The sequence below is a fragment of the Kibdelosporangium persicum genome (assembly GCF_013280595.1).
Taxonomy (GTDB): Bacteria; Actinomycetota; Actinomycetes; order Mycobacteriales; family Pseudonocardiaceae; genus Kibdelosporangium; species Kibdelosporangium persicum.
Map to the genome: position 1 here is coordinate 267,494 of NZ_JAAATY010000001.1, position 14,065 is coordinate 281,558.

The window sequence follows — 14,065 nt, forward strand, 5'->3', positions numbered from 1 at the left end:
GCACGCTGGGAGGTGAGCCCGGCATGACCTTCTCCCTTGGCTACGGCACCAACGGATTCGCCAACCACCGCCTCGACGATGCCCTGCGCGTGATCTCGGACCTCGGTTACACCTCGGTCGCGCTCACCCTCGACCACCACCACCTCGATCCCTTCGCCGAGGATGTGGCGAAGGAAACCGCTCGGGTGGCCGGCCTGCTGTCGTCGTTGGGGCTTCGGTGTGTCGTCGAGACGGGTGCCAGGTACCTGCTCGATCCGACTCGCAAGCACCATCCCACGTTGGTGTCCGAGGACTCCGATGGGCGGATCGACTTCCTGCACCGGGCCATCCGGATCGCCGCCGACCTCGGCGCGGACTGCGTCTCGTTCTGGTCGGGCATCAAGCCGTCCGATGTGGACGACGAGACCGCCCGCCAGCGGATGCTCAGCGGCGTCGGGAAGGTGCTCGTCGAGGCGGACCGCAGGCAGGTCAGGATCGGCCTTGAGCCCGAGCCGGGAATGTACGTCCAGCACCTCGCGCAGGCTCTGGCGTTGCGCGACGAGCTGGGCAAGCCGGAGATGCTCGGCATCACCCTCGACGTCGGGCACTGTGTCGCCGTTGAGCCGATGAACGCGGCCGAATGCGTCCGGCACGCCGCCGGGCTGCTGGTCAACGTCCAGCTCGACGACATGCGGCCAGGAGTGCACGAGCACCTCGAGTTCGGCGAGGGCGAGCTCGACCTGGCCGGCACCCTGGCCGCATTGGCCGAGGTCGGCTACACCGGCGTGGCCGCGGTGGAACTGCCCCGGCACAGCCATGCCGCGCCCGACGTCGCCCGCCGGGCGATGACGGCACTGACCGCGGCCGTGAAATCGGTGCTGCCCGCTGCTGACTCGGAATCGGTGGGACAAGTGGATCATCCCTGGCTGGTGGGCGCCGAACGGCGGGTCCGGTCCGAACCGGCCGCCATCCGGGCCCTTTTCCCCGCGGTGGGCCGCGAAGTGGGCCGTGACCCGCTGCGGCCGGAGTCCGATCCGCAGGGCCTCGTGCACGGCACTGTGGACGATCTGGCCCGCACGCGCCTGCTGGCCGCGCTGGCGGACGTCCTGGCGCCGGTCGAGCTGGTCGACGAGGTGACCGAGCTCTACCGGTACGGCGACGACGCCGAACGCCGCGGCGTGCTGCGTGGCCTGACATCGCTGCCGGCGCCCGCGGTCAAAGCAGGGCTGGAGCTCGTGCAGGATGCCCTGCGCACCAACGACATCCGGTTGGTCGCGGCGGCGCTCGGGCCGTTCGCGGGTGAGCACCTCGACCAGCATTCCTGGCGGCACGGCGTGTTGAAGTGCCTGTTCGTCGGCGTTCCGTTGACCGCGGTCGCGGACCTGGACCGCCGTACCGACACCGAGTTGCTCCGCATGGTCGCCGACTACGCCGACGAGCGCAGGGCGGCGGGCCGCGAAGTCCCTGCCGACGCAGTACGTCTTCTGGAGGTCAGCTGATGCGTATCTTCGACCCGCACATCCACATGACCTCGCGCACCACCGACGACTACGAGGCGATGTTCGCCGCCGGTGTCCGGGCTCTGGTCGAACCGGCCTTCTGGCTCGGCCAGCCGCGCACCACGGTCGGGTCCTTCAAGGACTACTTCGACGCGCTGATCGGCTGGGAGCGGTTCCGGGCGGCCCAGTTCGGCATCCGGCACCACTGCACGATCGCGTTGAACCCCAAGGAGGCCAACGATCCCCGGTGCAAGCCGGTGCTCGACATCCTGCCGCGCTACCTGGCCAAGGACGGCGTGGTCGCGGTCGGCGAGGTCGGCTACGACTCGATGACGCCGGAAGAGGACGAGGCCTTCGCCCGCCAGCTGGAGATGGCCGTCGAGCACAAGCTGCCCGCACTGGTGCACACCCCGCACCGGGACAAGCTCGCAGGCACCCGCCGTACCCTGGACGTCGTCACGGAGTCCGGGATCGCGCCGGAGTTCGTGGCCGTCGACCACCTCAACGAGGTCACCGTCAAGCTGGTCAAGGATTCCGGCTGCTGGATGGGCTTCTCCATCTACCCGGACACCAAGATGGACGAGGACCGGATGGTCGCCATCCTCCAGGAGTACGGCACCGACCGGATGCTGGTGAACTCCGCGGCCGACTGGGGCCGGTCGGACCCGTTGAAGACCTACAAGACGGCCAGGAAGATGCTCGAGGCCGGCTTCGGCGAGTCCGATGTGGACAAGGTGCTCTGGCAGAACCCGGTCGACTTCTACGGCCAGAGCGGCAGGCTAGTGCTGGACGAGCTGCCCGGGTTCTCGGCGTCCACCGAGACGTTCGCGGGCAACTCGGTACTGCGGGGCGGGCGGCAGTGACCCGGCTCTGTTACTGCACGAACGTGCACCCGGCGGAGGATCTCGACGGGATTCTCCGCCAGCTGGACACCTACGCGGTGCCGGTGCGGGAGAAGCTGGGTGCCGATCGCCTGGGGCTCGGTCTGTGGCTGGCGGCCGACGTGGCCGCCGGCCTGGCGGCTTCGGGCACCGCGCGCCGGCGGTTGCGGGCCGAGCTCGACGCCCGCGGTCTCGCCGTGATCACCATGAACGCCTTTCCGTACGGTGGCTTTCACGCTGACGTCGTGAAGCTGTCGGTGTACGAGCCGCGATGGACCGATCCCCGGCGCTTGCGGTACACAGTGGACTGCGTCACGGTTCTCGGCGATCTGCTGCCGGACGACGTGGCCTACGGCGGCATCTCCACGCTGCCGCTGGGCTGGCGTGAACCGTGGACCGCCGAGGACGACAGTGCCGCCCTGGCCTCGCTGGCCTCGCTGACGCGGACGCTGCGGTCCTCGCCACGGCGGATCAAACTGGCCGTCGAGCCGGAGCCCGGATGCGTTCTGGACACGGTGGCGGACACGGTCGCCTGGCTGGCGCCGCGCGTGGACCCGGAGTACATCGGCCTGTGCCTGGACACGTGCCACCTCGCGGTGTCCTTCGCCGATCCCGTGCGGACCGTCGAGTCGATCACCGCCGCCGGGCTGGAGATCGTGAAGGTGCAGGCTTCGGCGGCGTTGCACGTGGACGACCCGCGAGCGGCCCGTGCCGAGCTGGCCGAGTTCGCCGAACCCCGTTACCTGCACCAGGTCCGTGAACTCGCGCCGGACGGCACCGTGCTCAAGGCGGACGATCTGCCTGAGGCACTGGAAACGTTGCCGGGTGAGGGACCGTGGCGGGTGCACTTCCACGTCCCGTTGCACGCGTCCCCGGACGCTCCCTTGCGTTCCACCAACGACGTGCTGACCCAGGTGCTGACCACAGTGCCCGGTGACCGGACGATCGAAGTCGAGACGTACACCTGGCAAGTGCTGCCCGACCGGCACCGGCAGGATCTGGTAGACGGGATAGCAGCGGAGCTGGCCTGGGCAGACGGCCAGTTGACAGTGGAGGTTCCATGAAGCCGTTGGTCGTCATCGACATCGTCGGGCTGACGCCACGCCTGTTGCGGCACATGCCGAACGTGTCACGGATCGCCGACAAGGGCTGGCAGGCCGAACTGGGCACGGTGCTGCCCGCGGTGACGTGCAGCGCGCAGTCGACGTTCCTGACCGGCAAGATGCCCGCCGAGCACGGAATCGTCGGCAACGGCTGGTACTTCCGGGAACTCGGTGAGGTGTTCCTGTGGCGGCAGCACAACAAGCTCGTCGGCGGTGACAAGGTCTGGGAGACCGCGCGAGCGGCTCACCCGGGTTACCAGGCGGCGAACGTGTGCTGGTGGTACGCGATGGGCGCCACCACGGACCTGACGGTCACGCCGCGGCCGATCTACTACGCGGACGGCAGGAAGTCGCCGGACTGCTACACCAGGCCGGTGCGGCTGCACGACGAACTGACCGAGGCGCTCGGCGACTTCCCCCTGTTCCAGTACTGGGGCCCGACCGCGTCGATCGCGTCGAGCAAGTGGATCGTGGGCGCGTCGCGGCGGATCCTGTCCGGGCACAAGCCGGACCTCTTGCTGGTCTACATCCCGCACCTGGACTACGACCTGCAGCGGTTCGGGCCTGACTCGCAGGAGGCGATCAACGCCGCCCGTGACGTCGACGCCGAACTGTCGCCGTTGCTGCAGGACGCGGCGAACGCCGGGGCGACTGTGGTCGCGTTGAGCGAGTACGGGATCACTGAAGCCCGTCGCCCGGTCGACATCAACCGGGCCCTGCGTGCCGAGGGTCTGCTGGAGGTGTACACACAGGACGGTATGGAGTACCTGGACCCGTGGGTGTCCCGGGCTTTCGCCGTCGCCGACCACCAGGTCGCGCACGTGTACGTGGCCGACGACGCCGACCTGCGACGGGTGAAGGACCTGGTCGGGCGGATGCCCGGGGTGGACATGGTGCTCGACCGAGCGGAGCAGGCGCGCTACCAGATCGACCACCCGCGCGCCGGGGAACTGGTGGTGGTCGCTGAGCCGGACGCGTGGTTCACTTACTACTATTGGCTGAACGACGATCGTGCGCCGGATTTCGCCAGGGGTGTGGATATCCACCGCAAGCCCGGCTACGACCCGGCGGAGTTGTTCTTCAACCCGGCGGACCCGTTGGTGAAGGCCAAGGCGGGGCTGAACCTGGTGAAGAAGAAGGTCGGTCTGCGGTACGCGATGAACGTGGTCCCGTTGGACGGCGGCATGGTGCGCGGCTCGCACGGCAGGCTGCCGGACTCACCGCAGGACGGCCCGGTGCTGCTGTGCTCCGACCCGCGTGATCCCGGCCGCGAGAAGCTCTCCGCCACCGACGTGCACGACCTTTTGCTGGGCTTGCAAGACATCAGGCCGATGGCCGAAGTTCTGAAAGGACAGTCATGAGCCGACCGATCACGCTGTTCACCGGGCAGTGGGCGGACCTGCCGTTCGAGGAGGTGTGCCGGCTCGCTTCGAGCTGGGGCTACGACGGGCTGGAGATCGCCTGTGGCGGCGACCACTTCGAAGTGGACCGTGCGCTGTCCGAACCGGACTACGTGGCAGGCAGGCACAAGATCCTGGAGCAGTACGGCCTGAAGACGTGGGCGATCTCCAACCACCTCGTCGGCCAGGCCGTGTGCGACGACCCGATCGACTTCCGGCACCAGAACATCGTGCCCGCCCGGATCTGGGGCGACGGGGACGCCGAAGGCGTACGTCAGCGTGCCGCCAAGGAGCTCGCCGACACCGCCCGTGCGGCCCGGAAGCTGGGCGTGGACACGGTGATCGGCTTCACCGGTTCGAAGATCTGGAAGTACGTCGCGATGTTCCCGCCGGTGTCCCAGGACGTCATCGACGACGGCTACCAGGACTTCGCCGACCGGTGGAACCCGATCCTGGACGTGTTCGACCAGGAGGGCGTGCGGTTCGCGCACGAGGTGCACCCGTCGGAGATCGCGTACGACTACTGGACGACCCGCAAGACGCTGGACGCGGTGGACAACCGGCCGGCGTTCGGGCTGAACTGGGACCCGTCGCACTTCGTCTGGCAGGACCTCGACCCGGTCGGCTTCATCCTGGACTTCGCCGACCGGATCTACCACGTGGACTGCAAGGACACCAAGAAGAGGTTCGACGGCCGCAACGGCCGGATGGGCTCGCACCTGGCGTGGGCGGACCCGCGGCGTGGCTGGGACTTCGTGTCCACCGGGCACGGCGACGTGCCGTGGGAGGAGTGCTTCCGCGCGCTCAACGCGATCAAGTACACCGGCCCGATCTCCGTGGAGTGGGAGGACGCGGGCATGGACCGGCTGCGGGGTGCCGAAGAGGCGGTGAAGTTCGTCCGCAACCTGGCTTTCGATCCGCCTGCCGCGGCCTTCGACGCGGCGTTCAGTTCGAAGAAGTCCTGAAGGGATCACCATGGCACTGTCTCGTAGGTCCATGCTGCGCGGCGCGGCTGCCGCCGGTGTCGCGGCTGTCGCGTTACCCGGTACGGCCGCGGCGAGCGAGGCGCGCTTCCGGCTGCGGATTCCGCGCGAGAAGATCAGCATCCAGCTCTACACCCTGCGCTCGGTCCTGGAGAAGGACCTGGAGGGAACCCTCTCGGCACTGGCCGACATCGGGTACCGCCGGGTGGAACTCGCGGGCACGTACGGGCGCAGCGCGGCGGAGTTCCGCAAACTGCTGGACCGCAACCACATCAAGGCACCGTCGACGCACATCAACATCGACGACGACCTGAACAAGATCATCGCGGACGCCAAGACCCTGGGCAACCGGAAACTGGTCCACCCGTACTCGAACTACGGCACGGCCGCCGAGTGGAAGGCGTTCGTGACACGCCTCGAAGCGGCGGGCAAGGTGGCACGGGAAGCCGGATTCACCCTCGGCTACCACAACCACGACCACGAGTTCCGGCCGGTGGAAGGGCAGCGTCCCTGGGACCTGATCGCCCGCGGCACGACCAGGCGCAACGTCCACCTGCAGATTGACCTGTTCTGGGCGGTGCACGCCGGCGAGGACCCCGTCCGGCTGGTGTACGAGAACTACGGCCGCGTGCCGCACTACCACGTCAAGGACCGCACCCCGGACGGCCAGATGGTCGACCCCGGCAAGGGCGTGATCGACTTCGGCGAGATCTTCCGCCGCACCTGGCGCGAGGGCATCCAGGAGTACATCGTCGAACACGACAACCCGGTCGACCCGCTGGTGACCGCCAAGGTGGGCTTCGAGTACCTGACCGGCCTGCGTTTCTGAGCCGGCCGCCGAACCGCCCCGGGGACTTTGGTCCCGGGGCGGTTCGGCGTGTTCTAGGCCTTGGCGGCGGCCTTCAGTTTGCGCTGGATCCGGGCAGCCAGGCGCCTGCCCGCCGGAGTGAGCACGAACTTGTTGTCCGAGCCGGGTTTGCGGGCGAGGCCGCGGCAGATCAGGCCGTGGGTCTCGATGCGGCCGCAGAGCTTCTCGGTGATCTCCTTGAGCGACGACCCGGTGTACAGAGTGGAGTGTGCTTCGTCGAAGAGCTTCGCGTACAGCGCCGCACGGGCTCGCCAGGGGACGTACCAGGGCACGACGAGCAGCAGGATCGCGGCGAAGGTGATGCACGTGGCCATCGCCGCGCGAGCCCACCACGGCGCGCCGGTCCACCACGATGAAGCGAAAGGCGTGCCCGCGGCGGTGAAGGACAGGCCAATGCCGATGAGCACGTACACGGTTCCGTAGACCACGGCCCAGCCCGCCGCGGCCGCGGCGGGATCGCGGGTCGCCGGGTCGGTCCAGCCCTTCTCCGGGTGCAGATGCCAGCGGCGCAGGCCACGGCCGCCGAAGTAGCTCAACACAGCCGCGAGCACCACGAGGCCGGCCGTGATGATCAGCAGCACCGTGGCGTTGGCGTCGAGGAACCCGAGGATTCCGCTCCACCAGACCAGCGCGCCGATTCCGGCCATCGCCAGCGCCACCAGCGGGCCGGCCCAGTTGCGGGACTTCAGCCACTCCGGGAAACCGGAGATCACCGCGCCCGCCGTGCCCATCGGCGTGAGGCTCGCGCCCGGCAGGCTGCCGAGCAGCAACAGCGCGGTGACGAACAACCCGACGCCGATCAGCCCGGCCAGGCCCTGTCCTGTCCGGTCCGATGTGGACTCGGTGAGGCCGTAGGCCACCAAGGGAACGACCGGCGACAGCAGCACCAAACCGTGGAGAAGGCTGCCGGTGCGGACCGCGCTGTAGCCGAACGCGGCCAGCAACGCGCCGCCGCCGAAGGACGCGGCCGGGGTCTCCGCCCATTCCGGCAGGGCGCCGAAGACGGCCAGCACGAGCGCCAGCCCGCCCGCCGCGAGGCCGAACTGGCCGAGGAACCGCGCCATCCGGCCGCCTCTGGTCAGGCCGAAGACGATCCAGTACGGCAACAGCGCCAGGCCACGTATCGAGCGCGTGACCGGGCGGGCGGCCTTCAGGCCCAGTTGCGGGCTGTCGGCGAGGGTGACCGCGGTCGCCGCGGCGGTCGCGACCGTGCGGATCATCTGGTCGCTGGCGACCTCCTCGCCGAGCGGCTCACGGCCGATTCCGGCCCGGTCGAAGGCCTCGAGCCCTTTCAGGCCCAGGTCGACGGTCTCCGGCGTCAACGGCCGGCCACGCGGGACCCGTTCCAGCAAGTCCAGCAGTCCCGCGTACTGCTTGACGAAACGTTCACCGTTCGAGCGGACGTTCGCGCCGTCGACGGCGTCCGCGGCGATCGCGCGACGCAGTTCGGGAAGTTCCTCGATGATGATCTGGATGTGCAGTGCCCACGCCACCAGGTCGGCCAGTGCCAGGCAGGTCGCGGGCAGGGCCGAGCCCGCCTCGGCCGTGAGTGCGTGCTCGAGTTCCTTGATCGCCGCGTCCCGGCACTGCTCGATCCGGCTGTCCGACGGCATACCGCCGAACAACTGCTTGATCAGGTCGTCGACCATGGCCTGCGCGTCCGTGGTGGACAGCCGGCCGGAGAGGTCCGCGGCGCGCCGGATTCGCGCCGGGTCCAGCATGACACGGCACAGCATGCTGGCCGCGTCCATCCGGCCCCAGATCCAGTCGTTGGCCCGCCAGGACCGCTTCAGGAACCCCGAGAACCGGGACAGCGAGTAGCCGCCCGCCTTGTCGTCCGGCGTGATGCTGTAGCGGGCGAAGCTGTTCGCGGTCTGCAGGCTGATCTGGGCCAGTTCGACCTGCTGTTCCTCGGGCCCTTCGGAGTCGTCGGCCAGGCACGTGGTCGCCACCTCCAGTGCCAGCAGCCGGGACATCCACCGGTCCGCCGGGCGCAGGTCGGCGTCCGGGTCGTCGTCGGACAGCCGGGCGAAGTCGCGCCATGCCGCCAGGTTCGGATCGCGGACCACGAGGGTGTCGTCCGAGGTGAGCACTTGGGCGCCGGTGCCGAAGGCCGCCGCGATGCCCAGCACCAGCTCCCGCACCTGAGTGCCCTGCTCGCCGGTCATGCGCGCGTTGTACTCCGTCAGCCGCTGCTTCCAGCATTCGCCGTCCGGCGACTGGACCGGCTGGTCCTCCCACGCCTTGTGCATCGCGAGCCGCATACGCCGTAACTGGTTGCGGGCCGTGTGCACGGTCGCGCGGGCGGTGTGGACGTCGCTGATCGGGGAGTCCTTGGGCAGCACCCAGACCAGGCGCTTGAGCATGTCCAGAGCGGACGCGGCGACCCGCTCGCCGGTCGTGATGTCCCACGGCCAGCCGGTCTCACCGAGCTCCCGGACACCGGCGACCGGGGGAGAGGCCGGGACGTACGGCAGGGAGCCCTTGTCCTTCAGCCATTTCCGGTGCGCGACCTCCACCGCGTCCTTGATCCGGTCGAAGGACCACGCCTCACCCGCCGCGCCGGCGGTCTTGCCGCGGGCGATCACCTGACGCTCGGCCAGTTTCCACGCCGCCCGGCGCAGCCGGATGTCGCGGTAGTGCGGGTAGATCGTCCGCACGAGCGAGTACAGCTGCCCGGCCACTGATCCGTCCGATGTGGACAGGCGGGCGAGCAGCGCGTTGCGGCCGCCGCGCCGGGCCCCGGCACTGCGGTTGTACTTCTCGATCTCGTCGACGAAGGTCCGGTTGCTCTGGCTGGACTGCGCCCGCATGATCGACCGGACCGCCGTGACCACACTCGGCTGGTCGTCCCCGGCCTGCCCGGGCGACGCCGGTCCGGCGGCCGCCGCGTGCGGGAAGACCAGCAGCATGACCCGGCGGGTCGGTCCCTCGGCGGGCATCCGGTCGATGGCTTCGAGAGCCTCCCTGGTCGGCGTGTTCACCAGCACGCCGCCGTCGACCACGTGCTGCGACCCCTCCCAGGACGCGACTTCGCGCATCGGGGAGTCCTCGTCCAGCGGCACATAGGACGGTTCGAACGCGACCGGGAAGGACGCCGACGAGCGTGCCGCGAGCGCGAGCTGGTGCGTCAGATCCGGCGGGAGCGTCCCGTTCTCGCTGAAATGGTCCCGTTCGTCGTCCCGCCGGAACCGGAAACCGCCCTGGTGGATGTTCTGCGTCAGCCGCTGCCCGAGCGCGTCGGTCGTCGTCTTGGTGACGCCCTGCAGCAGGGTCGTGGTGATGCGCAGGTCCATCGGCCGGTCGTGCACGTCCCGCGGCTCGTAACGCGAGGTCAGCCTGCGCATCGCGTCTTCCAGCCTCGGCAGGAAGAACTCGTCGCCCTTCAGCAACGACACCGGCTCGCCCTTGAACGGCGTGCGCAGCAACAGGTCCATCCGGCCCTGCTCGGCCCACAGCTCACGCAGGCCGGTCAGGTCCGCCCGCGGGTTGACCTGCGCCAGCGCCAGTGCGGCGCCGTTGATCCCGCCTGCCGAGGTCCCGCTGATCACGTCGGCCCGCGCGGTCGCCCCGACCAGGTTCAGCAGCTGCGCGTAGCCGTCGGAGGCACGAGTCAGCCGGTCCAGTTCGAGGACCACACCGCCCATCCATACCGCGAGGCTGACGCCGCCGTTGAGCACGACGGCGAACCTGACTTCCTCACACGTCGGATCTTGATCATCGGTCATGACGTCTCCCCTGTACGCATCACTCGAAAATCGGCCGTGTGCACGAGCCGGTTACGCCTCGTCACCTGTTCGAGACCCAGCGGGGAAGGTACAGACAGGTGCCGGGCGGGCTCTCGCGGGCCCGGCCCGCTACTCCGCGCGGTGACGAGTCGCCGTCTGCCCTGGTGTGGCGGGTTCCGGCTGTTCGGCCGGGGAGGGCTGGCCCGGCGTGGCCGTGCGCTGATCCTCCATCCGGCTGGCGTACTCGCGCAGGAGCTCGTCGAAGATCGGCGTGGACATCGGGCGCGGCTGTGTCACGGCGGTGCCCTCCTCCCGGAAGTCTTGCCTCGGCCTGCTGTGCCGGGTCACGGTCTCACGCTGTGACCCACCACGACTGGGCGATCCGTGCCTTGGCGAACAGCCACCCGATCCGGTGATTTCGAGCGGCATTCGGTGGACGCTGTGTAGTACGGCCGGAGCGGTGGCCGGGGCGGTCGCTGGGTTACCGGCCGGTAGGCAATGATGGGGGCATGGCTGACAACCTCGTATCGCTCCAGGTGGAGCAGTCCGGTCACGTCGCCGAGGTGACGCTGCTCGGGCCCGGCAAGGGCAACGCGATGGGCCCGGACTTCTGGCGCGAGCTGCCGGTCGTGTTCCGTGAGCTGGACGCGGACCCGGACGTGCGTGCGGTCGTGCTCACCGGCAGTGGCAAGCACTTCTCCTACGGCCTGGACCTGCCCGCGATGATGGGCAGCTGGGGCGAGCTGCTCGGCGGCGCGCTGGCCGGGCCGCGCACCCGGTTCCTCGACGAGATCCGCAGGTTGCAGGACTCGGTCACGGCCGTGGCGGACTGCCGCAAGCCGGTGGTGGCGGCGGTGTCCGGCTGGTGCGTCGGGGGCGGCGTCGACCTGATCTCGGCCGCCGACATCCGGCTGGCCTCGGCGGACGCCAAGTTCAGCGTGCGCGAGGTGAAGGTCGCGATCGTCGCGGACATCGGCAGCCTGCAGCGGCTGCGCGGGATCATCGGCGAAGGCCACCTGCGTGAGCTGGCGTACACCGGCAAGGACATCGACGCCGCCCGTGCCGAGAAGATCGGCCTGGTCAACGACGTCCACCCGGACCGGGACGCGGTGCTGGCCGCCGCGCACGAGCTGGCCGCCGGGATCGCCGCGAATCCGCCGCTGGTCGTGCAGGGTGTCAAGGACGTGCTGGACCACGGCCGGGCGCCGGCCGTCGCGGACGGCCTGCGGTATGTCTCGGCCTGGAACGCGGCGTTCCTGCCGAGCAAGGACCTGGGCGAGGCCGTGCAGGCGTTCCTGGAACGTCGCGATCCGGAGTTCACCGGGGAATAATCGCCGCCGTGACCTTCCAGAGCGCGCGTGACTTCCTGCTGGCCCACCGGGACGACTACGACACCGCCTACCGGGAGTTCCGGTGGCCCGAACCGGCCGAGTTCAACTGGGCGCTGGACTGGTTCGACACGCTGCCCGCCGGCCGGACCGGGCTGTGGATCGTCGAGCAGGACGGCGCCGAGCGCAAGTGGACCTTCGGCGAGCTGCGCGAACGGTCCAATGTGGTCGCGAACTGGCTGCGGTCGCTCGGGGTACGGCGTGGCGACCGGCTGATCCTGATGCTGGGCAACCAGGGTGAGCTGTGGGAGACCATCCTCGCCGCGATGAAACTCGGCGCCGTGATCATCCCGGCGTCCACGTTGCTCGGCCCGGAGGACCTGCGGGACCGGGTGGACCGCGGTGCGGTCAAGCACGTCGTGGCGCGGTCCGCGGACGCGCCGAAGTTCGAGTCGGTGCCGGGCGACTACACCCGGATCGCGGTGGGTGATCCCGTCGAGGGCTGGCACTCCTACGGTTCCGCGTCGGGTTCGGCGGAATTCGACCCTGACGGCCCGACCGCCGCGTCGGACACGCTGTTGCTGTACTTCACGTCCGGCACGACCGCGAAACCGAAGCTGGTGCGGCACACGCACGCCAGCTACCCGATCGGTCATCTGTCCACGATGTACTGGATCGGCCTGGAACCGGGCGACGTGCACCTGAACATCTCCTCGCCGGGCTGGGCGAAACACGCGTGGAGCAACGTGTTCGCGCCGTGGAACGCGGGCGCGTGCGTGTTCATCCACAACTACACGCGCTTCGACGCGGCCGCCCTGATGTCGCAGATGGACCGTTGTGGTGTGACGTCGTTCTGCGCGCCGCCGACGGTGTGGCGAATGCTCATCCAGGCTGATCTGTCCCAGCTGTCCACCCCGCCGTCCAAGGTGGTCGGCGCGGGGGAGCCGCTGAACCCCGAGGTGATCGAGCAGGTCCGCAAGGCGTGGGGGGTGACCATCCGGGACGGTTTCGGGCAGACCGAAACCAGTGTCCAGGTGGCCAACACCCCCGGTCAGCCCGTCAAACCCGGATCGATGGGACGCCCGCTGCCCGGTTTCACCGTGGCGCTGGTCGACCCGGCCACCGGCGAGGAAGGCGACGAGGGCGAGATCTGCCTGTCGTTGGCGGATCGGCCTGTCGGGCTGATGACGGGCTACGCCGACGACGAGGAACGCACCGCCGAGGTCATGCGCGACGGTTACTACCACACGGGTGACGTCGGAGCTCGCGATGCCGACGGCTACATCACCTACGTCGGGCGCGCGGACGACGTGTTCAAGGCATCGGACTACCGCATCTCACCGTTCGAACTGGAGAGCGTGCTGATCGAACACCCCGCGGTGGCCGAGGCGGCGGTGGTTCCTTCGCCGGATCCCGTGCGGCTGGCGGTGCCCAAGGCCTACGTGGTGCTCGCTGCGGGCTACTCGCCCTCGGCCGAGACCGCGCGCGACATCCTGGCGTTCGCTCGTGAGCATCTGGCGCCGTACAAGCGAATCCGGCGGCTGGAGTTCGCCGAGCTGCCCAAGACGATCTCCGGCAAGATCCGCCGGGTCGAACTGCGTGGCCGGGAGAACGAGGTGCACGGGGACCCGTCGGCGCAGGTCCCGGGTGAGTACACGGACGAGGACCTCAGGGGCTGAGCAACCGGCGGAGTTCGGCGACGGGCAGTACGGCCGAGGTCGGCCGCCCGTCGCCGATCACCAGCGACGGAACGCCCGTGACCTGGTGTTCGCGGGCTTTGTCCTGGTCCTGCCGGACGGTTCCGGCGTGCCGGTCGCCGGTGAGCAGTTCGTGCACGTCGGCTTGTGGCAGGCCGGCCCTGGTCCCGAGGTCGCTGAGCGTCTCGGAATCGGCGATGTCCAGGCCTTCGGTGTGAAAGCCGCGCAGGAGGCTCTCCCAGGCCTGGTCCTGCCGGCCGTGGTCGGCAGCGAGGTGCAGCAGGCGATGCGCGTCGAACGTGTTCACCGGCCGTGCCCTGTCCAGGTTCAGCTCAAGGCCGTCCTGCAAGCCGATCGCTTTGATGTGCGCGACCCGTTGTGGCGCCCGCTCACCCCACCACTCGGACATCGCCTCAGCCGCCGTCGGCCCGGGTCGTGTGGACGCCGTCGGCGCAAGCTGGAAGCTCCGCCACCGCACCTCCGGCGGGTCGGCGAGGCCCGTGACGGCCGCGGCCACCCGGCGTTTGCCGATGTAGCACCAGGGACAGATGACGTCGGCGTAGACCTCGACCTTCATGCCGAGCAGTCTGCGACCTCAA

11 protein-coding genes are annotated in these 14,065 nt (G+C 69.4%); 8 read left to right on the forward strand and 3 right to left on the reverse strand.

All coding sequences use genetic code 11. The features are described from left to right. The first annotated feature begins 23 nt into the window (after positions 1-23). Genes GC106_RS01240 through GC106_RS01265 form a run of 6 tightly spaced genes read left to right on the forward strand, consistent with a single transcriptional unit; the run spans position 24 to position 6,674 of the window. Positions 24-1,478 (forward strand): EboA domain-containing protein, encoded by a 1,455-nt coding sequence (locus GC106_RS01240; protein ID WP_173123417.1) that lies wholly within the window; start codon positions 24-26, stop codon positions 1,476-1,478. Continuing rightward, positions 1,478-2,341 (forward strand): TatD family hydrolase, encoded by an 864-nt coding sequence (locus tag GC106_RS01245; protein WP_173123419.1) that lies wholly within the window; start codon positions 1,478-1,480, stop codon positions 2,339-2,341. Before GC106_RS01240 ends, GC106_RS01245 begins: the two co-directional genes overlap by 1 nt. Continuing rightward, positions 2,338-3,423, forward strand: coding sequence for a metabolite traffic protein EboE (gene eboE, locus GC106_RS01250; RefSeq protein ID WP_173123421.1), 1,086 nt, complete (start codon positions 2,338-2,340; stop codon positions 3,421-3,423). The genes GC106_RS01245 and eboE overlap by 4 nt, the downstream gene beginning before the upstream one ends. Beyond that, a complete protein-coding gene (locus GC106_RS01255; RefSeq protein WP_173123423.1) occupies positions 3,420-4,823 on the forward strand; it encodes an alkaline phosphatase family protein in 1,404 nt (467 codons plus the stop codon). The genes eboE and GC106_RS01255 overlap by 4 nt, the downstream gene beginning before the upstream one ends. Next, complete coding sequence (locus tag GC106_RS01260) at positions 4,820-5,827, forward strand: sugar phosphate isomerase/epimerase family protein (protein ID WP_173123425.1); 1,008 nt, start codon at positions 4,820-4,822, stop codon at positions 5,825-5,827. The genes GC106_RS01255 and GC106_RS01260 overlap by 4 nt, the downstream gene beginning before the upstream one ends. Before the next feature lie 10 nt (positions 5,828-5,837). After that, the gene (locus GC106_RS01265) at positions 5,838-6,674 is read left to right on the forward strand and encodes a sugar phosphate isomerase/epimerase family protein (protein ID WP_173123427.1); all 837 of its coding nucleotides are present in this window, start codon (positions 5,838-5,840) and stop codon (positions 6,672-6,674) included. Between the two features lie 53 nt (positions 6,675-6,727). Here the strand turns inward: GC106_RS01265 and GC106_RS01270 are convergent, their stop codons facing one another. Together GC106_RS01270 and GC106_RS01275 are read right to left on the reverse strand one after the other, a co-directional pair. Then, entirely contained in the window at positions 6,728-10,441 is a 3,714-nt protein-coding gene (locus tag GC106_RS01270; RefSeq protein ID WP_173123429.1) for a patatin-like protein, read from the reverse strand. Positions 10,442-10,570: 129 nt separating this feature from the next. Further along, complete coding sequence (locus GC106_RS01275) at positions 10,571-10,738, reverse strand: hypothetical protein (RefSeq protein ID WP_173123431.1); 168 nt, start codon at positions 10,736-10,738, stop codon at positions 10,571-10,573. Between the two features lie 212 nt (positions 10,739-10,950). Between GC106_RS01275 and GC106_RS01280 the strand changes: the two genes are divergently transcribed. Together GC106_RS01280 and GC106_RS01285 are read left to right on the forward strand one after the other, a co-directional pair. Further along, positions 10,951-11,772, forward strand: coding sequence for a crotonase/enoyl-CoA hydratase family protein (locus GC106_RS01280; protein WP_173123433.1), 822 nt, complete (start codon positions 10,951-10,953; stop codon positions 11,770-11,772). Next, positions 11,772-13,448 carry an AMP-binding protein gene (locus tag GC106_RS01285; RefSeq protein WP_376777697.1) on the forward strand — a complete coding sequence of 559 codons (1,677 nt, stop codon included), beginning with the start codon at positions 11,772-11,774 and terminating at the stop codon, positions 13,446-13,448. Before GC106_RS01280 ends, GC106_RS01285 begins: the two co-directional genes overlap by 1 nt. Here GC106_RS01285 and GC106_RS01290 read toward each other — a convergent pair. Continuing rightward, positions 13,438-14,043 (reverse strand): DsbA family oxidoreductase, encoded by a 606-nt coding sequence (locus GC106_RS01290; protein WP_173123435.1) that lies wholly within the window; start codon positions 14,041-14,043, stop codon positions 13,438-13,440. The genes GC106_RS01285 and GC106_RS01290 overlap by 11 nt on opposite strands. Positions 14,044-14,065 lie beyond the last annotated feature (22 nt).

Bases quoted from the DNA above. Each gene is read 5' to 3' on its own strand.
- GC106_RS01240 (WP_173123417.1), top strand. From the start codon at position 24: ATGACCTTCTCCCTTGGCTACGGCACCAACGGATTCGCCAACCACCGC.
- GC106_RS01245 (WP_173123419.1), top strand. From the start codon at position 1,478: ATGCGTATCTTCGACCCGCACATCCACATGACCTCGCGCACCACCGAC.
- GC106_RS01255 (WP_173123423.1), top strand. From the start codon at position 3,420: ATGAAGCCGTTGGTCGTCATCGACATCGTCGGGCTGACGCCACGCCTG.
- GC106_RS01260 (WP_173123425.1), top strand. From the start codon at position 4,820: ATGAGCCGACCGATCACGCTGTTCACCGGGCAGTGGGCGGACCTGCCG.
- GC106_RS01265 (WP_173123427.1), top strand. From the start codon at position 5,838: ATGGCACTGTCTCGTAGGTCCATGCTGCGCGGCGCGGCTGCCGCCGGT.
- GC106_RS01270 (WP_173123429.1), bottom strand. From the start codon at position 10,441: ATGACCGATGATCAAGATCCGACGTGTGAGGAAGTCAGGTTCGCCGTC.
- GC106_RS01280 (WP_173123433.1), top strand. From the start codon at position 10,951: ATGGCTGACAACCTCGTATCGCTCCAGGTGGAGCAGTCCGGTCACGTC.
- GC106_RS01290 (WP_173123435.1), bottom strand. From the start codon at position 14,043: ATGAAGGTCGAGGTCTACGCCGACGTCATCTGTCCCTGGTGCTACATC.